Raw genomic sequence first — 22450 nt, 5'->3', positions numbered from 1 at the left:
TTAAAACAAATTATCATGAAAACTATTTTTATCACAGGTGCTTCATCCGGATTAGGAAAAGCAACAGCAAAATTATTCCACGCACAAGGATGGAATGTAATCGCAACAATGCGAAATCCTGAAAAAGAAACTGAACTTTCTAACTTAAACAATGTTACCCTTTTACCATTAGATGTTACCAATTATGACCAAATACAAAGTACGGTTCAAAAAGCAATTGAATTGGGAGATATTGATGTTGTTTTTAACAACGCAGGATATGGTTTAATTGGTCCTTTGGAAAGCTTTAACGACGATCAAATTACCAAACAGCTTAACACTAATTTATTGGGAGTAATTCGTGTTACCAATGCTTTTATTCCGTATTTCAGAGAAAGAAAAAGCGGATTATTTATCTCGACAACTTCTATTGGCGGATTGATTTCTTTCCCTTTAGGATCTGTATATCACGCAACAAAATGGGGATTAGAAGGCTGGAGCGAAAGTATGGCTTATGAATTAAATCCGTTTGGCGTAAATATAAAAACGGTTTCTCCGGGAGGTATCAAAACAGAATTCCTTCACGGTTCACTTGATACCGGAGTTAAACCTGAATATGAAGCAATGGCAAACAAAATGTTTGAAAATGTAGATGTAATGTTTGAAATGGCATCAACTCCTGAACAAATTGCTGATGTAGTTTATGAAGCAGCCACAGATGGAAAAACTAAACTTAGATATGTTGCCGGTGAAGATGCAAAAGCACTTTACAAACAAAGACTTGAACAAGGCGATGAAGTTTTTCGCGCGGCGTTTGGAAAACAATTTTTGGGAGCATAATTATTCATACTGATGCCGTTCAGGTTTTGACAATCTGTGCGGCATTCGTTTTTGATTTTTTTATACATTTATATCATGGAAAAGAAAAACAACAATCCGACAAAAATTTCCTCCATATCACAATTTCATAGCTTGTTTCGGCTACCAAAACCGCTTCATCCTATGATAACTTTGGTTGATAACACCAAACTGGTTATAAATGCTGATTTAACTAATAACCATTTCCTACTCGATTTCTATAAAATATCTTATAAATATTCTACTAATGGAAAAATGGGCTACGGTCAGGGTTATTATGACTTTAACGAAGGCGGATTAATGTTTACTTCTCCCAATCAATTGATTTTTACTGATAATGAAGAAGGAGCTGAATATTATGGATTTACGCTGTTTTTTCATCCGGACTTTATTCGAAATTATCCTTTAGGGAAAAACATAAAAAAATATGGTTTCTTTTCCTACGACACCAATGAAGCACTGCATCTTTCTGATAGTGAAAAAACAACTATTATAGGATTATTAACTAGTATCGATAATGAGCTTCATAATGCTATAGACGAAATGAGCCAGGATGTAATTGTTTCTTATATTGATGTTTTACTGAATTACAGCAATCGTTTTTACAAACGACAATTCATTACCAGAAAAACAATTAGCAGTGATTTATTATTAAAAGTAGAAGAAACTCTTGATAATTATCTCAATAATGCTGAAACCTTAAAAAGAGGATTACCTACAGTAGATTTTCTTGCTTCACAAATTAACGTTTCCAGTCATTACCTAAGCGATATGCTTCGGAATTTAACCGGACAAAATGCACAACAACACATTCATTCAAAATTGATTGAAAAATCTAAAGACTTCCTGATTTCTACTAATCTTTCGGTAGCAGAAATAGCCTATCAATTAGGTTTTGAATATCCTCAGTCTTTTAGTAAACTATTCAAAAAGAAAACCAACCTGACACCATTAGAGTTTAAGAATTCATTGAATTAGACTTCAAATAAATTCTACTCATTCTCAACTCAATTTTCTCTTAAAATTCATAAAATTTCAAAAAAATACACTTCTTGGATGTCGTAGTATTTGAATTAAAATCGAACTTACCAATATCCATTCTAAATTGATTTTTAAGACTTCAAAATCATATTAATTGACAACTTCTAAAATTCCTTTAAAGAATCAAAAACTAACAATTGTTACTATTTTTATACATTTTGTTACATTTTTTAAAGCAAAAACCTATATTTTATAGTGATTTTGAGATAAATTTGCAAACTATTAAAATTAAAAGCAATACAGCCAAAATTAATCTGAAAAAGAAAAACAAAAGGGATTTATCATTCATTTTCCGACCAAAATTAAAGGTATAAATTACGAATACCAATTTGTATTTTAGTTTGGGTATCGTATATAATGAAATATTGAAATTGACCACTTTGTATCTTTTTTTACTTTTGTTTTGCTATTATCAGGAATTGCTGTGATTATAGAAATTACAATTAAAAAAAATAAAAAATGAGTAAGACATTATTTGACAAAGTATGGGATTCACATGTAGTGCGTAAAATTGAAGATGGACCAGATGTGTTTTTTATTGACCGCCATTTCATTCACGAAGTTACGAGTCCTGTTGCTTTTTTAGGATTAAAAGCCAGAGGCGTTAAGGTTTTATACCCAGAACGTACTTTTGCAACTGCAGATCACAATACACCAACCATAAACCAACATTTACCAGTTCAGGATGCTCTATCAGCTAACCAGCTGAAAGCGCTTGAAGACAATGCCAACGAATACGGAATTTCGCACTGGGGATTAGGTCACATTAAAAACGGAATTGTACACGTAGTTGGTCCTGAAAACGGAATTACTTTGCCAGGTGCTACTATTGTTTGTGGAGATTCTCACACGTCTACTCACGGTGCTTTTGGAGCTATTGCTTTTGGTATCGGAACTTCTGAGGTTGAGATGGTACTTTCTACGCAATGTATTATGCAGCCAAAACCAAAGAAAATGCGTATCAACGTAAACGGTCAATTGAGCAAAGGTGTTGGTCCAAAAGACGTTGCACTTTATATTATTGCACAATTAACTACTTCTGGAGGAACTGGATATTTTGTTGAATACGCCGGAGATGTTTTCGAAAACATGACTATGGAAGGGCGTATGACCGTTTGTAACCTTAGTATCGAAATGGGTGCTCGTGGAGGTATGATCGCTCCTGACCAAACTACTTTTGATTTCCTTGAAGGAAGATTATTCGCTCCGAAAGGTGAAGCTTGGGATAAAGCGATTGCTTACTGGAAAACTTTAAAAACAGATGCTGATGCCGTTTTTGATGCTGAATTAAACATCAACGCTTCAGACATTGAACCAATGATTACTTACGGTACTAACCCAGGAATGGGAATTGGTATCTCAAAACATATTCCGAATGCCAACCAGGTTGAAGGTGGTGAGGAAACTTACAAGAAATCTTTAGCCTATATGGGCTTCAACGAAGACGATGTGATGATTGGAAAACCAATTGATTATGTTTTCTTAGGAAGTTGTACAAACGGTCGTATTGAAGATTTCAGGGCTTTCGCCGAAATTGTAAAAGGAAGAAAAAAAGCAGATAATGTTACCGCTTGGTTAGTTCCTGGTTCTCACGTTGTTGAGGCTCAAATTAAAGAAGAAGGTATTTTAGATATTTTGACTGAAGCTGGTTTTGTATTACGTCAGCCAGGTTGTTCAGCGTGTTTAGCAATGAACGATGATAAAGTTCCAGCTGGAAAATATGCGGTGAGTACATCAAACAGAAACTTTGAAGGTCGTCAGGGTCCTGGTTCAAGAACATTATTAGCGAGCCCAATTATGGCAGCCGCTGCTGCTGTTACAGGAAAACTAACAGACCCGAGAGAATTATTTTAATTCTCGCTGTAAGCTTTAAGCAATAGGCTTTAAGCTTTTTACAGAATCTTAAAAAGAAGGCTTACAGCTTATTGCTTAAAGCCTAAAGCAAACAAAAAATAAATGCTGTGCAAAAAGCTTAAAGCCTATAGCTTATAGCCTAAAGCAAAAAAACAGCCTAAAGCAAAAACAAAAAATGGCATACGATAAATTTAATATACTTACTAGTAGTGCTGTGCCACTACCAATTGAGAACGTAGATACAGATCAAATTATTCCGGCACGTTTCTTAAAAGCTACAAAACGTGAAGGTTTTGGAGATAATCTTTTTAGAGACTGGAGATATAACGGAGATGATACTCCAAAAGCTGATTTCGTTTTAAACGATTCAACTTATAGTGGAAAAATCCTTGTTGGAGGAAAAAACTTTGGTTCTGGATCTTCAAGAGAGCACGCTGCATGGGCAGTTTACGATTATGGTTTTAGAGCTGTAGTCTCTAGTTTCTTTGCTGATATCTTTAAAGGAAACTGTTTGAATATTGGTGTTTTACCAGTTCAGGTTAGCCCTGAATTTGCTGATATAATCTTTAAAGCAATTGAAGCTGACCCAAAAACAGAATTAGAAATCAACCTGCCAAACCAAACGATTACTTTATTGGCAACTGGCCAATCAGAATCTTTTGCGATTAACGGATACAAAAAGAACAACATGATTAATGGCTTTGATGACATTGATTATTTACAAAATATTAAAGAAGATATTGTGGCTTTCGCCGATAAACTTCCTTACTAAAAAATCAGGTTCAGTCCTATGAGACCCGACAGGTTTTTGAAACCTGTCGGGTCTTTATAAGTTAAGCTAACCAAGACAACACAACTACAATTTACTTTTAAAAAGGAATTTAGATATCAATATGGAAAAAAGAAAAATTGAAATAATGGATACGACGCTTCGTGACGGTGAACAAACGTCTGGAGTATCATTTTCTGCTGCAGAAAAATTAACCATTGCACAATTGTTGTTGGAGGAATTAAATATTGATCGAATCGAAATTGCTTCTGCCCGAGTAAGCGAAGGCGAATTTCAAGCCGTAAAAGGCATTACTACCTGGGCAACTGAAAAAGGCTACATTAACCGAATCGAAGTTCTTTCTTTTGTAGACGGAGGAGTTTCTATTGAATGGATGAAAAAAGCAGGCGCCAAAGTGCAAAATTTATTGACTAAAGGATCAATGAATCACTTAACGCATCAATTAAAAAAAACTCCGGAACAACACTTTTCTGAAATCGCAAATATCATCGCTTTAGCGAAAGAAAATAATATTGAAACCAATGTTTATTTGGAAGATTGGAGCAACGGAATGCGAAATTCACAGGAATATGTATTTCAGTTTCTGGATTTCTTGTCGACTCAACCAATTAAAAGAATTTTACTTCCGGATACTTTAGGCGTTTTAATTCCTTCTCAGGCTTTTGAATTTATTTCAAAAATCAGAGCGAGATACCCTCAAATTCATTTTGATTTTCATGCACATAACGATTACGATTTAAGCGTTGCCAATGTTATGGAAGCTATAAAGGCCGGGATAAACGGACTTCACGTAACGGTAAACGGAATGGGAGAACGTGCTGGAAACGCACCACTTGAAAGCACTGTCGCTGTAATAAACGATTATTTGCCTGAAGTAAGCATCAACATAAAAGAAACTTCTTTATACACCGTTAGTAAATTAGTAGAGACTTTTACCGGATATAGAATTCCCGCCAATAAACCAATTGTTGGTGATAACGTTTTTACACAAACTGCCGGAATTCATGCGGACGGAGACAACAAAAACAATTTATATTTTAATGATTTACTTCCGGAACGTTTTGGAAGAAAAAGAAAATATGCTTTAGGAAAAACTTCAGGAAAAGCCAATATCGAAAAAAATCTTCAGGAATTAGGTTTGAAACTAAACCAGGAAGATTTAAAATTGGTTACCCAAAGAATCATCGAACTGGGAGATAAAAAAGAAACAGTTACAAAAGAAGATTTACCATACATTATTTCTGATGTTTTGGACAGTCATACTTATCAGGATAAAATAACAATCGAGTCCTATATATTAGTACACTCAAAAGGAATGCGCCCGTCAACGACTTTATGTTTAAAAATCGATGGTGAAGTAATTGAAGAAAACGCACAGGGCGACGGTCAGTTTGATGCTTTCATGAATGCCTTAGGGAAAATTTATAAAAGCAAAAAACTAACGCTTCCAAAATTGATTGACTACGCAGTTCGTATTCCCCCAGGAAGTAGTTCTGACGCTTTATGCGAAACAATTATAACCTGGGTTAACAATGAAAAAGAATTTAAAACCCGCGGATTAGATTCAGATCAAACCGTTGCAGCAATTATTGCAACGCAAAAGATGTTGAATGTAATTGCTTAATAATAGATACAAAGGTTCAGAGGAACAAAGGCTAAAAAAGAGTTTTCATCCCAACACCTCTGAACCTTTGTTCCTCTGAACCTTTGAACCTTAAAAAACACACATAGAATGAAATTAAACATAGCCCTTTTAGCCGGAGACGGAATCGGACCAGAAGTAATTAATGAAGCTGTAAAAGTATCTGATGCTATTGCAAAAAAATTCAATCACGAAATAACATGGACTCCAGCTCTAACTGGAGCTTGTGCAATCGACGCAGTTGGAGTTCCTTATCCAGATGAAACGCACGAAATTTGTATGAAAGCTGATGCAGTTTTATTTGGAGCAATTGGTCATCCAAAATATGATAACGATCCAAGTGCGCCAGTTCGTCCGGAGCAGGGATTATTATTGATGCGCAAAAAATTAGGATTGTTTGCAAACGTACGTCCAACTTTTACTTTTCCTTCTTTAATTGATAATTCTCCTTTAAAAAGAGAAAGAATTGAAGGAACTGATTTGGTTTTCTTAAGAGAATTAACTGGCGGAATTTACTTTGGAGAAAAAGGAAGAAAAGACGGTGGAGAAACTGCTTTCGATAATTGTGTTTACACAAGAGCAGAGGTTCAGCGTTTGGCTAAAAAAGGTTTTGAATTAGCAATGACAAGAAGTAAAAAACTATGTTGTGTTGATAAAGCAAACGTTTTGGAAACTTCACGTTTATGGAGAGAAACTGTTCAGGCAATGGAAAAAGATTATCCTGAAGTTACTGTTTCATACGAATTTGTTGATGCTGTAGCCATGCGTTTGGTTCAATGGCCAAATTCTTATGATGTATTAATTACTGAGAATTTATTCGGAGACATCTTAACCGACGAAGCTTCAGTTATTTCAGGTTCAATGGGATTAATGCCTTCTGCTTCTGTTGGAGAGCATACTTCGTTATACGAACCAATCCACGGATCTTATCCACAAGCAACAGGATTAAATATTGCTAATCCGTTAGCAACTATTTTATCTGCAGCAATGATGTTCGAAGATGCATTTGGATTAAAAGACGAAGCTGAAGCAATTAGAGCCGTTGTAAACAAATCATTAGAACAAGGAATTGTTACTGAAGATTTAGCTCCAAAAGGATCTAAAGCATACAAAACAAGCGAAGTTGGAGACTGGCTTGTAGCGAATCTATAGTTTTATTTGTTTCAGGTTTCAAGTTTCAAGTTATTGTTGGAACGTGAAACCTGAAACTTGAAACAATTTTAAACAAAAAAAGGGATCAACGAAAGTTGATCCCTTTTATATATTTAGAAAAAAATATTAATATCCTCCTCTACCACCACGGTCATTTCCACCACGGTTGTTTCCTCCACCATAACCTCCGCGTGAATCTCCACCACGGCTGTTATTATTGAAGCTTCTTCTTTCACCTTCAGGTTTTGGCTCAGATTTATTAACAACAATTGCACGACCTTGAACAGTAGCTCCGTTCAATTCATCAATTGCTTTTTGAGCTTCAGCATCGTTTGGCATCTCAACAAAACCAAAACCTTTGCTTCTTCCTGTAAATTTATCAGTAATGATTTTAACTGAATCTACTGCTCCGTAAGCCTCGAAAGACTCTCTTAAATCTGCTTCCTCAATACTGAATGGAAGGCTTCCAACAAAAATGTTCATATGTACTTATTTATAATAATGTAGCAAATGTAGTCTTATTTTTCCGTAATCTACTATATATTAGTTTATTTATGTTTTTATTTTGATTTAAAAAAAACAAAAACCAATAAAACCAATCTATCACAAATTAAAAAACTAGTTCACAAGGAAATTACTAGTTGGTGAAACAGGAACTTTATAAAAAACACCTTCTGTAAAAGTAACTTTAGGGTTTTCAGCATCAGTTTCATCTTTATTAATGGCAGTAAATTTAAATGTTCCGGAAATTGTATTTGTTTCAGTATTATACTCGGTAATCACAATCTGACCACTTCCTACTTTTGTCCCGGTAGAAAACTCTACAGTTTGTCCCGGAAAAGTGTTAGCATATACTGCTTTTGAAACATCATCGACACCCAAAACAAAAGTCTGCTTTACAGGAGATGCTACCTGCAGCGTAACTTTTTCATAACCTAAAGAGCCTTCTACAATTAAATTACCATTTGTAGTAATTTGAGCTTTGTATGCTATAGATCTCCAAAAGACATTATCTTTCAAGCCTTGAAATGCTGGATTATTAAATTTTACGTCTTCGGTACAAGATGTAACGATAAAAAGAAGTGATAAAAAATAAAAGATTTTTTTCATGTAGAATGAATTTGATGCAAAAATACCTTATTTGAAATAAATATTTAAAATTTTGATTCTAAAACCTTAAAAAATGATAAAAATTTACCTCAAATATATTTAATACTGTTTGGAACGCATAATTCATAAAAAAATTATATCTTTGCGCCCTTAATTAACAGAGGTCGAGTACCTCAAAATTTAATCATAAGATTATGTCAGTAAAAATTAGATTACAAAGACACGGTAAAAAAGGAAAACCTTTTTACTGGGTTGTAGCTGCAGATGCACGCTCAAAAAGAGATGGTAAATACTTAGAGAAAATCGGTACTTACAATCCTAACACTAACCCAGCAACTATCGACTTAAACCTTGATAGTGCAGTTAAATGGTTACACAATGGTGCACAACCAACTGATACTGCAAGAGCAATTCTTTCTTACAAAGGTGCTTTATTGAAACACCACCTTGATGGAGGTATTCGTAAAGGTGCTTTAACTCAAGAGCAAGCTGATGCTAAATTATCTGCTTGGTTAGATGCTAAAGCTGGAAAAGTTGATGCTAAAAAAGACGGTTTAACAAAAGCGCAAGCTGATGCTAAAGCTAAAGCTTTTAAAGCAGAACAAGAAGTTAACGCTAAACGTTTAGCTGCTGCAGCTCAGGCTGAAGCTGATGCTATCGCTGCTGCAACTCCTGCAGTTGAAGAAGAAGAAGAAGTTGCTGAAGTTGAAGCGGAAGCTGCTACTGAAGAAGCTCCTGCTGCTGAAGAAAATAACGAAACAACTGAAGCATAATTTTACTTAGCGAGAATGCGTAAAGAAGAATGTTTTTATTTAGGTAAAATCGCTAAAAAATTTAGTTTCAAAGGTGAAGTTCTGGCTTATTTAGACACGGACGAACCTGAGTTATACGAAAATCTGGAATCAGTGTTTGTTGAATGCAACAAACACCTGGTTCCTTTTTTTATTGAAACAAGTTCAATACATAAAAACGATTTTCTTAGAATTCGTTTTGAAGATGTAAATACAGAAGAAGAAGCAGACGCTCTTCTTGGAAATGCTATTTACCTTCCTTTAAGTATGTTGCCAAAACTTTCCGGCAACAAATTCTATTTCCATGAAGTTATTGGTTTCGAAATCGAAGACCAGCGTTTAGGCGTTTTTGGAAAAATTGTTGCTGTAAATGATACTACAGCACAACCTCTTTTTGAAGTTTTAAATGGCGAAGTCGAAATTTTAATTCCGATGATCGATCATTTTCTTGTAAAAATTGATAGGGAAAACAAAAAAGTAATCATGAACCTTCCAGAAGGATTGGTGGAAATGTACCTTTAAAAGAGTATTCAGTTTACAGTTTTTAGTGTTCAGTTTTCTAGCTGGATAAATCTTAATTTCAATTATCTATTACGATGTTTTCATTCAAGCAATTTTCTGTAAAACAAGATAAAACAGCAATGAAAGTTGGTACTGATGGTGTTTTATTAGGCGCATGGGCACCAGTAAGCCACAATCCATTTAGTGTTTTAGATGTTGGTGCAGGAACCGGAATTATTGCTTTGATGTTGGCGCAGCGAACTCATGCTGAACAAATTGACGCTCTTGAAATTGATGAAGATGCCTATGAACAAGCAGTCGAAAATTTCGAAAATTCACCTTGGGGCGACCGTTTATTTTGTTTTCATGCTGGTTTAGATGAATTTATTGATGAACCCGAAGACGAATATGATTTGATTGTTTCGAATCCTCCTTTTTATGCAGAAGATTATAAAACAGAAAACGAACAACGAGACTTAGCCCGTTTTCAAGATGCAATGCCTTTTGAGGAACTAGTTGAAGCAGCCGATTTATTACTTTCTGAAAACGGAATATTCGCTCTAATTCTTCCATTCAAAGAAGAAGAAAATTTTATTGCTTTGGCAAAAGAAGCCGAGTTATATCCAATAAAAATTACCAGAGTAAAAGGAACTCCAAAATCTGAAATTAAACGCAGTTTATTGGCTTTTAGCCGAAATGAAATTTCAGAAATCGAAATTGATGAGTTAATTATTGAAATTGACAGACATGTTTATACTCCGGAATATATTGAGTTGACAAAAGAGTTTTATTTGAAGATGTAATTTATAATTAAAATTTGTTTTTAAACCTGCTCAAAAACACTTTTGAACTGGTATAAAATTCTTTCAATCAATCTCAAATCCTCGGTAATGATTTCAGCACTTCCTTTCATCTCCTGCTGAAATATAATTTTCTTTTTATAGGAAGTCTCTAATCCGTTTGGAAGTGCAACATCCAACAAAATATTTCCGTCTTTATCCGGAACCAGAGATATATTTTGAATTTTGCCTCTCAATACACCGAATTCCCTGTCGGGGAAATTGGCCAATCTGATATTTACCTTTTGCCCTACTTTTATTTTCCCTGAATTTAATGCAGGAGCTTTTACTTTTCCAATGAAGCCATTTTTTGCATCAGGAATAATTGAAAATACATTATCGCCAACATTTATGGTCTGATTTTCGTTCCAGACTTGCAAAAAAGTAACCACACCGCTGATTGATGACTTTAAAGTATAAGCGAGTTCCCAGTCTTTTATCACTTTTTTAAGCTGATAAAACGATTGTGCCATGTTACGCCCAAGGTTAACCTCTTCTTTAGTGCCGCTTATCTGCGAATTCTGACTCAGTTTTGTATTATCAATCAAAGAAGACCTTAATTGAGAAATAGAAGTCAACAAGCTCTTGTAATTCTTTTGTGCCTGTAGATAACCTAACTTTTTTGCTTCCATTTCCTGAGCTGAAATAATTCCCTTGTTGAACAGGGTTTCAAAACGGGCAATTTCATTTTTTTGTAGTTGTAATTCGCTTTCGTTAAGTACTTTTTGCTGCTGCAAAATTTCGAGTCTTTCTTTTATCTGAATCTTTTCAGAAAGTTGTGCCCTGTTTTCGACTTCAAAAGGCTGCAGGTTTTCATTGAGCTGTTCTGCCTCATAATCTTTTTGAAAAACAGCAAAAGCGCTTTCAATTTCTCCCAATTGCTTGTTTTTTAACAAGGCAAACGGAAATGCTTTTTTTGAATCGTTGATATTATAGCCTTCCACAATGCTTTTTAATAAAAAAACATCTTTATAGTTGGCCGTATTTTCAATAATGGCCAATGTAGTATTTTTTGAAACGATGCCTTTATTTTTTACCAAAATAGCTTCAATTCTTCCCGATGATTTTGACACGATTTTCTCCGGTGGAATATTGGTTGTGATTACAATTTCTGTTTTTACAACATCAGGGTATTTTATAAACCAGGAAACAAAAAAGAGCATAAAAATGATAGCGAATATCAAAACAGTTCCCCATCGGATCATCCAATGTGGAACTTTGGTCAGGATGTCCTGAACCTCTTCACTTCTTAATTCGAATGTATCTTCTGCCATAATTAATTTCCTAACTGCAATTGATTTTTAACCAGTTCAAAGTAATTTCCTTTTTGTTCTACCAGTGCTGAATGATTTCCTATTTCGATAATTTTCCCTTTATCCAAAACCACAATCTGATCAGCATTCATTACTGTACTGAGTCGATGTGCGATCACAATAACTGTTTTGTTTTTAAAGAATATATCCAGCTTTTGCATAATTGCCTTTTCATTATTGGCATCCAGGGCTGATGTTGCTTCATCAAAAAACAATATTTCAGGATTTTTATAAACTGCTCTTGCAATGAGCAAACGTTGTTTTTGTCCGGTACTCATTCCGGTTCCTTCTGCCCCAATTTTGGTATTATACCCCAATGGAAGTCCGCTGATGTATTCTTTTATATTGGCCACCTCTGATGCATATACCAATCGTTCCTTGTCAATTTTATCAACTCCAAAAGCGATATTGTTGGCGATGGTATCGCTAAAAATGAACCCTTCCTGCATCACAGCGCCAATATTGGATCGCCAGGCTTTCTGGGCAATGTTTTTTAGCTGGGCATTCCCAATATTGATTTCTCCCTTTTCAGGTTCATAAAACTTAAGAAGCAATTTCATCAGGGTTGTTTTTCCGCTTCCGCTGACACCTACAATTGCCGTTACCTTATTGGCGGGAATTGTCAAACTCAAATCATCCAAAACAGGAATATCTGACCCCAGATAACGATAGGAAACATTTTTTAGCGTAATATCACAATCTACAGGAACTTCACTTGTCTGATGGATTTCCTGTTGTATCTCATCTTCTTTTTCATGAATTTCAGACAACCTTGCCAATGATATTTTGGCATCCTGCAATTCCCTGACAAATTCTATAAGTTGCGTGATTGGTCCATTCAAACTCCCGACAATGGAACTAATGGCCAGCATCATTCCCAGTGTAATTGAGCCATCGATAACTAATTTGGCAGAAAGAAATATAATGAAAATGTTTTTTAATTCATTAATAAAAGAAGATCCTATGGTTTGGGTTTGTTCTAAAATCAATCCTTTTATCGAAACCCTGAAGAGTCTTGCCTGCACATATTCCCAACCCCAGCGTTTTTGCTTTTCGGCATTGTGAAGTTTGATTTCCTGCATGCCATTTATTAGCTCCATGACCTTGCTTTGTTCCTGTGAAACCTCTGCAAAACGTTTGTAATCTAAAATTTCCCTTCTTTTTAAAAACAATGTTATCCAGCCGAAGTAAAGAATACTTCCGGCAAAAAAAACAAAAAATATTTGCAAGTTGAAATAAGCCAAAACTCCCCCTAATACAAACATATTGATTACTGAAAACAATACACTTAAAGACGAAGTGGTCAGGATTTTCTCGATACGGCGATGATCATTAATACGCTGCATGATATCTCCGGTCATTCGGACATCAAAAAACGAAATCGGCAGATTCATCAGTTTGATAAAGAAATCTGAAATAAGCGAAATATTGATTCGGGTTGAAAGATGTAGCAATATCCAGCTCCTGATGAGTTCTAAACCTATTTTTCCCACAAAAAGAAATAATTGGGCAAAAAGTATCAAATAAATGAAACGCAGATTCTGGTTTTGTATACCAACATCAACAATACTTTGGGTTAAAAAAGGCGAAATAAGCATTAATAAACTACTGGCAACCAAACCAATACTTAGTTGTGTCAAAAATGATTTATATCGCAGTACATATTGCGATAGTAGTTTAAATCCCAATCCTTTATTTTCTTCCTTATCAAATTCAGACTGAAAAAACTTTGGTGCAGCTTCCATCAATAATGCTACACCTTCTTTAGTTGTATCATCTGCATTATTTCCTATCCAGAATTTTATAAAATCTTCCTTATTATATTCTATCAGTCCAAAACCCGGATCTGAAATATAATAAGTGTTTTTTTTGATTTTATAAAGCACTACATAATGGTTTTTGTTCCAATGTAAAATACACGGCAAAGGTGCTTCTTCTAATCTTTCAAGATTTAGCTTCACTCCTAAAGTCCTAAAACCAATTTTCTCTGCTGCATCACTTAAAAAAAGCAAATTACTTCCTTCACGAGTCGTTTCGCTAATGTCTCGCAAATCCTGAATATTGATGGTCTTACCGTAATGTTTGGCTATGATTTTCAAACATGTCGGCCCGCAATCTTTAAAATCGGCTTGTTTATAATTCGTGAATTTTTTCAATTTTTAATAAATTTAATCTGGAGCAATTTAACATTATATTTTTTGATTTAATAGTAAAAAAAAACAGAGCAGAAATAAATCTGCTCTGTTTAACTATCTAAAAAATAAAAATTTAGCAATACAATTTCTCTAGGACATGGCACTGGTTAACCCTAACCAAATAAAATTAACACAGCGACCAATTTCCTGAGAATCCCGACACCAATCATCAATGTTGGGATATTTGCTCAATGTTCCACGATCGAGCGCCTACAAATTCAAAAAAAAACATGACTAAATTTCTGATAAGGCTTTATATTGTAATACTTATAAAAATTTCAAAATTAACAGCAAAGACGACCTGTATCACAAATACCGGGTAAGGTATCTATCGGGCAAATTCCTCCAGCTGGTATTAAAACACATCCTGCTTCGATTGCATAAATCCAACAATCAGGAATTCCACCTGTTATTGTTTTTTGCTCACTTTTACTTATATGCTGAGCATTTTCGAGGTTTAAAATTTTCTTTAACATATTTTCTTATGTTTTAATTTTAATAAATTTAATTCCCGTAAGTAATTTCAAGCGGAAAATAGGATATACAATCTTCTTCATTATTCCAGGCCTCACATCGTGATGATGTTTCTTTTACATTGCTTGCAATGATCAATTTTTGCTCATTCGCCGTTAATTCCTGAGATCCTTCAAGGTTCAAAATATTCTTTAACATATAGGTTCAATTTTAGGGCTTACTACTTCAAAATATTTTTAGTAGTGCTAAGCTATTTTTTCAAGAATTTCTATTTCTTCAACATAATCGTTTAGAAAATATTTCAATTCGTTTAGTTCATATTCATTCGGAAATAACTTTTCATTTACAATCTTAACAGGTGTGTAATTAAAATTATTTTTAGAACACCACTCATATTGTTTATTAATTTCCTGATTAATCATCATGCTAACAGACTCTACATGCCATTTTTTTAACCATTTTTTCAGGTTCATTTTCTTAATATGCCAGTCTGATATAGCTTCAACTGTTTTTCCTGGTGTTGATCTGTTTATTGTTAAAAGTCTCTCCACAACTGCTTTGTATGGATTATCAGTATTTTCGGGATTTATATTAAATAAAACTTTCAAAAATATTCTGTCCGGAAATTTTAAGACTAAATCAAATGCTTCCTGAAATGTGATATTACAATGTTCACAACTTGGACTAATAATTACAGAAAGTTTTACTGCGGCATTTCTGTTTCCAAAATTCAATCCTCTCAAATCATCAAATCCACTTGTATTTGGAACTTTTTTGGATAAGAAGTTTAATAAGGAATAATTTCTTTTAAATTTTTTTAGATCTTTAAGTGAATTATCACTTTTCAGAATGCTTTTTATCATTGGTTTCGCAACAAGCCACATTGGAACAAGAAGAACTAAAGAAAATAGAAAAGGAAATATACTTTCAAACGTAAAACTTAGTGTAAAAAAATCTGAAGCAAACCAAATTGCACTTTGAGTAAAAATTAAGAACGAAACTACCAGACACATTACACACCATTTTTGAATCTCAAATTTTTGAATCCAAATAGATGATACTATAATAGGAATAGCCAGCATACTTAAAAATCCAATAAAAATTGCTGAATCTAATGGTTTTACTAATATTGCGATCAAACTTGAGCCAAAAAATATCAATGGTAAATCTGAAAAATTAAATAATTTATTCTCAGTTCCTTCATTAGCATTAATAACCGAATTGCATGAAGAGTTTGAACTCAAATTACAAAACTTGGAAATTATCGTATTTTTAAAACCTAACTTCTCTTGTACAATAAGTATACTAACAATAAAACCTAATATAGTTGTTGTTAAAAAAGCAAGACTAAACAAACTATAGTTATTATAAAAAAATGATAATCCAACTAAAAGAAAAAGAGGCAAGGAATATTTTAGCCAGTTATATTCTATTTTTAAATTCTCTCTTGCGATTACATTATTTGGTTCAATAGCGACTATTACTCCATTCCAGTCTAAAAGGAATTTTTCATACGCCATTTTATAAGCTCCCTTTTTTGATGTTGTAACACGAACATCATTTTTGGCTTTTTCTACCAATATAAGTTCATCCTGAAAGTAAGCTAGAAAATTTGCAGGCAAATCTACTATCTGTTCTTTCGGAACTCTTATTGCTGCATTTTCTATTGATAATAGATCTAACGAATCTGTTATCGCAAATAAACTTGGATAATTTGGATGAGAAAGAAACAAATCCTTAAACTCATTTTTTATATCTGAGTATCTATTTATTTGTAGAAATTTTTGGACAAGTTTTAACATCTTTTCGAATCGTTTAAATCATGATTACACTGCAAAGATTACTGTTTTTATCCAAAAAAAAACGCTCAACCTACACATTTTATCAATTATACTACATACAATTTATAAATTATATCAGTCTGATTAAAAACATAATCAATTGTATATCAAATGATTATTTGTTTAAACGTTTTCAAAAAGCGCTCAAAACGCTATTCCCGATCAAGCGTTTTCCTTTTTACCTAGTTTTGACATGTAATAATCCTAATACATAATAACATGGCAAATCAAAAAATAAAATTCGAAGATTTCGAAGCAGAAAAATTATCTAAGAAAGAACAAAAAACTGTTAGAGGAGGAGATGGGGAAAATGGCGGAAGTGATCCTAACCAACCTGGAAAAGGATCTGGAGGATATGGAGGATAAGATATTTAATAAATTCCAAAATACTTGATCTAAGGTTACACTAATATAATTCGCAAATTGAGCTGGAGGCAATCCAGTTCTTTTGCGTAATTATTTCGTAAAATGATTTTCATTTTTTTTTAGCCTGGATTTTTAAACAGACTTTTCTAGTCCTCATTTATTTAAATGGATATTTTTTACTTATTCCCTTGCATTGGGCTCCGCAATTAAAGTCATTAATTTTTTAAGGGTAATATTTTTATCTCTTATTTTTTTCATCAATAAAAAAAAGAGTCCAAAAAATAAGAGTATATAAATAAAATTCAGGAATCTATTTAAAAAAAGATCTTCATTATATTTTTTTTCAATAGAAAGCATTTCTGCGGTAAGATTATCTTCACCTTGTTTATAATTTACTTTTAATCTTTCTTCCCTTAGTTTACCCTCATATTCATCTAATCTTTTCAGAAAAATTTTAGAATGTTTATGTGCAAGCTCAGACATATTGAGTATGTTATAAATTCTTGCCTGATAGCAATTTGATTTCAAATAAATAAGAGGTTCTGTATTTTTTAAAAGTGCAATTGAATCACTTTTTTTATAAAAAGAAAGCGCTTTATCATATTTTTTAGCCGTCATATTAACATCTCCTAAATTATAATAAGCAACACACAATAAGCCATACATATCATTTTGTTTTGACAAAGATGCGACTTCATAATATGCTTTTTCTGCACTTTTAAAATTCCTCTTCCAATTTAAAATGTTTCCCAGACTTAATTTTGCACTGATTTTATTATCTGTGTATAAGTCAGAGTAAGTAACGGCTTTTTTATAAAAGTATGCTGATGAATCAAGTAACTCCCATTTATTTTGATTTTCGACAAAATAACTTTCATAAGCACTTCCTAAAGCATGATATAAATTACTTTTTTTATTTATAATTTCGGTTTTGGTATATTGACTTTCATTTTTATCAATAAAATCAATATATTCTTTAGCATTTTTAATCGCCACTTGATAGTTTCCAACTCCCTCATTGATTAAACCGATATTAGCTTTGAACTTCATAATTTGTTTCATGTCATCAATTTGTGACGAAACTTTAATTCCTTCCTGAAATTTTTCCAATGCCAAACCAAGATTTCCTCTATTCCATTCCGCTAATCCGCCATAATTATATATATCTGCAGTCAAACGCTTTTTATCATTTGAATTTGGAATTTTTTCTAAATAAAAAAGAGCTTCTTTATATTTTTTCTTAGATTTTTCTCTTTCACCCTGATATTGCAATAAACAAGCAATTGCTCCATTTGCAAAAGCCAAATGTTCATAATTACTCGATTTCGCCATTTGTTCGGCATATACAAGCGACCGATCAGAAGATATATTCCAATAAAGTCGAATCTTGTCCTTCAATTTTTGGTAATCTTCTTCAATTACGGTGTTTTTTTGCTGAGAAAATGTAGTACTCAAGACAAGAAAGAACAGAAAACAGAAAATTGGTTTCATTAAATTTGTTTTTGGAGAATCAAATAGTGTACTCCTAATTAATCTTCTTTTTATTTTTAAGATTTTTATTCTTTATTAATTCGAACTTCAGCTATCAAATCAATCATATTTTTACTAATTTTCTTTTTATCTTTTATCACTTTTATCAGAAAAAAAAGAATTCCTACAATTAAAATCACATAGCATGCATTAAGAGCTCTTGAAAGAAAAAGATCTCTTTTATATTTTTTATCTATAGAAAACATTTCTGCAGTTAGGTTGTCTTCTCCTTGTTTATAGTTTACTTTCAATCTTTCTTCTCTTAATTTGCTTTCATACTCATCTAATCGATCCAGATAAATTCTGGAATGCTTATGAGCCAGTTCAGGCATATTAAGTATATTATATATTCTAGCCTGATAACAATTTGACTTCAAATAACTTAACATGTTTGTATTAGTTAAAAGCGAAACTGAATCGCTTTTTTTATAAAAAGACAATGCCTTATTATATCTTTTGGTTGTAAGATAAATGTCTCCCAAATTATAATAAGAAACACTCAAATAACTGCTTTTACTTTTTTCTCTAAAAGATGCAACTTCAAGATAACTTTTTTCTGCATTTTTATAATCTCCTTTCCAATTATAAACATTACCTAAGCTTAATTTTGCTGTGGTTGCAATCTCTGGCAATTTTTGAGAGTACTGAATTGCTTTTTTATAAAAATACGCTGCAGAATCCAATATTGCCATTTTGTTTTTATCAACAAAATAACTTTCGTAACCACTTCCCAGAGCTACATATAAATTAGCTTTTCTACCTAAGATCTCATCATCAGTAAACAACCCTTCATTTTTGATAATAAATTCAAGGACTTCTTTCGAATTTTTAATTGATAATTGATAGTTTCCAACAGATTCATTAACCAGTGCAATATTAGCTTTGAATTTAACAATTTGTTTAATATCTTTTAGTTGATAAGAAATAATAATTCCTTTTTGAAATTCTTCTAATGCTGCAGCAAAATTTTCCCTATTCCATTCTGTTAAACCTCCAAAATTGTAAACATCAGCTGTGACACGTTGTTTAGCTATAGAATTTGGCATTTTTGCTAAATAAACAAATGCCATTTTATATCTTTCTTTAGATTTATCTATTTCGCCTTTATTTTGCAGCAAACAAGACATTGCTCCATTTGCAAATGCTAAATGTTCATACTTACTCGATTTTGCCATTTGTTCGGCATACATAAGGCAACGATCAATTGATACACTAAAAGATAATCGAATTTTATCCTTCAATGTTTCGTAATCCTCATCAATTACCGCGTTTTTTTGCTGAGAAAATGAGGCATTCAAGATAAAAAAGAATAGAAAACAGAAAATTGGCTTCATTAATTGTTTTTGATAGTTAAACTAATTTATTCTTGATAGTAACCTTACAATATGTTCAATTTTGAAATAATTTTGCAAATTAATCAAACCATTTATCAGCAGACTGATTTTATGGCTTTTTATTTTTAATTTCAGCAAGTAATGCAATCATCTTTTTACGTGTCTCGTTTTTATCTCTACTATTTTTCACTACAAAAAAGACAATTCCAAAAAACAGCAATACATAAAAGACATTGAAAATAACGGTTAAAAAAAGATCTTTTTTATATTTTTTATCAATAGAAACCATTTCTGTAGTAAGGTTATCTTCTCCTAGTTTATAGTTTACTTTTAATCTTTCTTCTCTTAATTTGCTTTCATACTCCTCTAAGCGATCCAGATAAATTCTGGAATGCTTGTGAGCTAGTTCAGGCATATTAAGTATATTATATATCCTGGCCTGATAACAATTTGACCTTAAGTAAGTTAGCTTATTTGTGTTAGTTAAAAGCGAAACTGAATCACTTTTTTTATAAAAAAACAATGCCTTGTTATACCTTTTGGTTGTAAGATAAATGTCACCCAAATTATAATAAGCAACTGGTAAATCACCACTTTGAAGTTGTTCTAATAATGATGTGACTTCAAGATAGGTTTTTTCTGCATTTTTGTAATCCCCTTTCCAACTGAAAACATTTCCTAAACTTATTTTTGCGGAGGCCAGATTATACTGAGAAGATTCTGAATATTCAATTGTTTTTTTATAAAAGTATTCTACTGAATCCAATATTTCCTTTCTGCCCTTATCTACATAATAACTTTCATAGGCACTACCCAGACCAAGATATAAAGGACTTTTTCTAGTTAAAAGTTCTTCATTGGTAAACAATGCCTCGTTTTTATTCATAAAATCAAGGACCTCTTTTGAATTTTTAATTGATAATTGATAATTCCCTACAGACTCATTGATTAATGCAATATTACCTTTAAATTTAATAATTTGCTTTATATCTCCTATTTCAGAAGAAACTTTAATTCCTTCCTGAAAAATTTTCAGTGCAATACCATAGTTACCTCTATACCATTCTGTCAATCCTTTGTAATTATAAACATCTGCCGTAACACGATTTTTAATTTTAGAATCAGGCATCTTTTTTAAATAATCAAGTGCCTTTTTATATTTTTCATTAGATTTTTTTATCTCGCCTTTCTTTTGCAACAAACACGACATTGCTCCATTGGCGAAAGCTAAATTTTCATAATTACTGGATTTCGCCATTTGTTCGGCATACATTAGAGCACGATCAGTAGATGCATTAAAATATAATCGAATTTTCCCCCTTAATATTTCGTAATCCTCTTCGATCACTGTATTTTTCTGTTGAGAAAATGCGACATTCAGAACAAAAAAAGAAAGTAGATAAAAAATCGACTTTATTAAATTTGTTTTCAGAGAATAAAATACTTTACACATTTAATTGATCTTTCTTCTGTTTTACCTTTTTTGATTTGATAACTATTTTATCATCAATTTGGCTCTTATGTTCTTTACTAAATTGAACCTCAGCAATTAAAGAAATCATCTTTTTGCGTGCTATATTTTTATCTCTTACGTTTTTTATTACAAAAAAGACAAGTCCAATAAATAAAAGAATATAAACTATATTTCGTATTCTGGTTAAAAGAAGATCTTCTTTATATTTTTTTTCAATAGAAAGCATTTCAGCAGTGAGATTGTCTTCTCCTTGTTTGTAGTTTACTTTTAATCTTTCTTCTCTCAATTTATTTTCAAATTTATCCAAAAGATCCAAATAAATTCTCGAATGCTTATGAGCAAGTTCAGGCATCTTTATTTCATTATAGATTCTTGCCTGATAGCAATTGGATCGCAAATAATTTAATTCCATTAAATGATGTAAAACTTCAATAGAATCAGTTCTTTTATAAAATGACAGTGCCTTATGATATTCTTTATTCACTCGATAAATGTCTGCTAAATTATAATATACAGTACTCAATAAGTCGATCTGTTTATTTTTTTTAGCAAGCTCCAGAACTTCAAAATATATTTTTTCAGCAGCTTTATCATCTTCTTTCCATAAAGCAATATTCCCTAAACTTAATTTCGAATTTGCTTCGAGATAAGGAAATTTACCTGCATATTTAATTGCCTTTTTATAAAAATATTCGGCTGAATCCAGTATTTCAATTCTTTCCTTATCTACATAATAAGCTTCATAAGCGCTTCCTATGGCAAAATTTACATTACTTCTTCTATTTAAAATTTCTATTTCATCAAATAACCCTTCATTTTTATCTATAAAATCAAGAATTTCTTTCGAGTTTTTAATTGACAATTGATAATTACCAACAGATTCATTTACCAAAGCTATGTTAGCCTTGAACTTTATGATCTGTTTAATATCTCCTATTTGAGAAGAAATTTTAATTCCCGATTGAAATATTTCCAGCGCTGCACTATGATTTCCTCTATCCCATTCTGACAATCCTCCATAATTATAAACGTCAGCCGTCACACGTTTTTTTTCTTTAGAATCAGCCATTTTTGCTAAATAGCCAAGTGCTTTTTTATACTTTTCTTTAGATTTTTCTCTTTCACCTTTCATTTGTAGCAAACTAGCCATTGCTCCATTGGCGAAAGCCAGATGTTCATAATTACTTGATTTTGCCATTTGTTCGGCGTACATCAGAGATCGATCGTAAGAGCCGTTAAAATAGAGTCTGATTTTACCCTTTAAGGTTTCGTAATCATCTTCGATCACCGCATTTTTCTGTTGAGCGAATATGGCACCTAAAACAAAGAAAAATAGAATACAGAAAATTGGTTTCATAAAAATAAT

Annotated in this window: 21 protein-coding genes; 10 read left to right on the top strand and 11 right to left on the bottom strand. The window is 32.5% G+C overall.

Going from position 1 to position 22450, the window contains the following annotated elements:
- Positions 1-15: 15 nt before the first annotated feature.
- The 6 genes from AC1RRN_RS16885 (at position 16) to leuB (ending at position 7316) form a co-directional block, all read left to right on the top strand.
- On the top strand, positions 16-819 hold the full coding sequence (locus AC1RRN_RS16885) for an SDR family oxidoreductase (RefSeq protein WP_492968419.1): 804 nt from the start codon (positions 16-18) through the stop codon (positions 817-819).
- Positions 820-894: 75 nt separating this feature from the next.
- Positions 895-1815 (top strand): helix-turn-helix domain-containing protein, encoded by a 921-nt coding sequence (locus tag AC1RRN_RS16880; RefSeq protein WP_492968418.1) that lies wholly within the window; start codon positions 895-897, stop codon positions 1813-1815.
- Positions 1816-2337: 522 nt separating this feature from the next.
- Positions 2338-3732 carry a 3-isopropylmalate dehydratase large subunit gene (gene leuC, locus AC1RRN_RS16875; protein WP_492968417.1) on the top strand — a complete coding sequence of 465 codons (1395 nt, stop codon included), beginning with the start codon at positions 2338-2340 and terminating at the stop codon, positions 3730-3732.
- A 175-nt stretch (positions 3733-3907) separates the two neighbouring features.
- Positions 3908-4504, top strand: coding sequence for a 3-isopropylmalate dehydratase small subunit (gene leuD, locus AC1RRN_RS16870; RefSeq protein WP_133523459.1), 597 nt, complete (start codon positions 3908-3910; stop codon positions 4502-4504).
- Positions 4505-4625: 121 nt separating this feature from the next.
- Positions 4626-6146 carry a hydroxymethylglutaryl-CoA lyase-like TIM-barrel protein gene (locus tag AC1RRN_RS16865; protein ID WP_492968416.1) on the top strand — a complete coding sequence of 507 codons (1521 nt, stop codon included), beginning with the start codon at positions 4626-4628 and terminating at the stop codon, positions 6144-6146.
- A 108-nt stretch (positions 6147-6254) separates the two neighbouring features.
- The gene (leuB, locus tag AC1RRN_RS16860; RefSeq protein WP_133523462.1) at positions 6255-7316 is read left to right on the top strand and encodes a 3-isopropylmalate dehydrogenase; all 1062 of its coding nucleotides are present in this window, start codon (positions 6255-6257) and stop codon (positions 7314-7316) included.
- Positions 7317-7442: 126 nt separating this feature from the next.
- On the opposite strand, the gene rbp is transcribed toward leuB, so the two are convergent.
- Both rbp and AC1RRN_RS16850 read right to left on the bottom strand, forming a co-directional pair.
- Positions 7443-7799 (bottom strand): RNA-binding regulator, encoded by a 357-nt coding sequence (gene rbp, locus AC1RRN_RS16855; RefSeq protein WP_072970243.1) that lies wholly within the window; start codon positions 7797-7799, stop codon positions 7443-7445.
- 135 nt (positions 7800-7934) lie between these two features.
- Positions 7935-8426: a DUF6252 domain-containing protein gene (locus AC1RRN_RS16850; protein ID WP_492968415.1), complete on the bottom strand. Its 492-nt coding sequence runs from the start codon at positions 8424-8426 to the stop codon at positions 7935-7937.
- 194 nt (positions 8427-8620) lie between these two features.
- Here AC1RRN_RS16850 and AC1RRN_RS16845 point away from each other — a divergent pair, with 194 nt between their 5' ends.
- The 3 genes from AC1RRN_RS16845 to AC1RRN_RS16835 all read left to right on the top strand — a co-directional run bounded on the left by AC1RRN_RS16845 (position 8621) and on the right by AC1RRN_RS16835 (position 10521).
- The gene (locus AC1RRN_RS16845; protein ID WP_492968413.1) at positions 8621-9199 is read left to right on the top strand and encodes a 30S ribosomal protein S16; all 579 of its coding nucleotides are present in this window, start codon (positions 8621-8623) and stop codon (positions 9197-9199) included.
- A 15-nt stretch (positions 9200-9214) separates the two neighbouring features.
- A complete protein-coding gene (gene rimM, locus AC1RRN_RS16840) occupies positions 9215-9739 on the top strand; it encodes a ribosome maturation factor RimM (protein ID WP_492968412.1) in 525 nt (174 codons plus the stop codon).
- Between the two features lie 74 nt (positions 9740-9813).
- On the top strand, positions 9814-10521 hold the full coding sequence (locus tag AC1RRN_RS16835; protein WP_492968411.1) for a tRNA1(Val) (adenine(37)-N6)-methyltransferase: 708 nt from the start codon (positions 9814-9816) through the stop codon (positions 10519-10521).
- A gap of 20 nt (positions 10522-10541) precedes the next feature.
- Here AC1RRN_RS16835 and AC1RRN_RS16830 read toward each other — a convergent pair whose 3' ends face one another.
- The 5 genes from AC1RRN_RS16830 to AC1RRN_RS16810 form a co-directional block, all read right to left on the bottom strand.
- Positions 10542-11831, bottom strand: coding sequence for an HlyD family secretion protein (locus AC1RRN_RS16830; protein WP_492968410.1), 1290 nt, complete (start codon positions 11829-11831; stop codon positions 10542-10544).
- A gap of 2 nt (positions 11832-11833) precedes the next feature.
- Positions 11834-14026 (bottom strand): peptidase domain-containing ABC transporter, encoded by a 2193-nt coding sequence (locus tag AC1RRN_RS16825; protein WP_492968409.1) that lies wholly within the window; start codon positions 14024-14026, stop codon positions 11834-11836.
- A 323-nt stretch (positions 14027-14349) separates the two neighbouring features.
- Positions 14350-14541, bottom strand: coding sequence for a hypothetical protein (locus AC1RRN_RS16820; RefSeq protein ID WP_492968408.1), 192 nt, complete (start codon positions 14539-14541; stop codon positions 14350-14352).
- A gap of 28 nt (positions 14542-14569) precedes the next feature.
- Complete coding sequence (locus AC1RRN_RS16815; RefSeq protein ID WP_492968407.1) at positions 14570-14737, bottom strand: hypothetical protein; 168 nt, start codon at positions 14735-14737, stop codon at positions 14570-14572.
- Between the two features lie 47 nt (positions 14738-14784).
- The gene (locus tag AC1RRN_RS16810) at positions 14785-16341 is read right to left on the bottom strand and encodes a vitamin K epoxide reductase family protein (RefSeq protein WP_492968406.1); all 1557 of its coding nucleotides are present in this window, start codon (positions 16339-16341) and stop codon (positions 14785-14787) included.
- A gap of 258 nt (positions 16342-16599) precedes the next feature.
- On the opposite strand from AC1RRN_RS16810, the gene AC1RRN_RS16805 reads away from it, so the two are divergent.
- On the top strand, positions 16600-16746 hold the full coding sequence (locus tag AC1RRN_RS16805; protein WP_492968405.1) for an rSAM-modified peptide: 147 nt from the start codon (positions 16600-16602) through the stop codon (positions 16744-16746).
- A 180-nt stretch (positions 16747-16926) separates the two neighbouring features.
- On the opposite strand, the gene AC1RRN_RS16800 is transcribed toward AC1RRN_RS16805, so the two are convergent.
- From AC1RRN_RS16800 to AC1RRN_RS16785, 4 genes are all read right to left on the bottom strand, one after another.
- Positions 16927-18237, bottom strand: a complete 1311-nt coding sequence (locus tag AC1RRN_RS16800) for a helix-turn-helix domain-containing protein (RefSeq protein WP_492968403.1) — start codon at positions 18235-18237, stop codon at positions 16927-16929.
- Positions 18238-18302: 65 nt separating this feature from the next.
- Positions 18303-19610 (bottom strand): tetratricopeptide repeat protein, encoded by a 1308-nt coding sequence (locus AC1RRN_RS16795; RefSeq protein WP_492968402.1) that lies wholly within the window; start codon positions 19608-19610, stop codon positions 18303-18305.
- Between the two features lie 109 nt (positions 19611-19719).
- Positions 19720-20958, bottom strand: coding sequence for a tetratricopeptide repeat protein (locus AC1RRN_RS16790; protein ID WP_492968401.1), 1239 nt, complete (start codon positions 20956-20958; stop codon positions 19720-19722).
- 97 nt (positions 20959-21055) lie between these two features.
- Positions 21056-22441 carry a tetratricopeptide repeat protein gene (locus AC1RRN_RS16785; RefSeq protein ID WP_492968400.1) on the bottom strand — a complete coding sequence of 462 codons (1386 nt, stop codon included), beginning with the start codon at positions 22439-22441 and terminating at the stop codon, positions 21056-21058.
- Positions 22442-22450 lie beyond the last annotated feature (9 nt).

This window comes from Flavobacterium sp. GW821-FHT11G01, from assembly GCF_058808175.1.
This window is presented reverse-complemented; position numbering and strand designations above follow the sequence as displayed.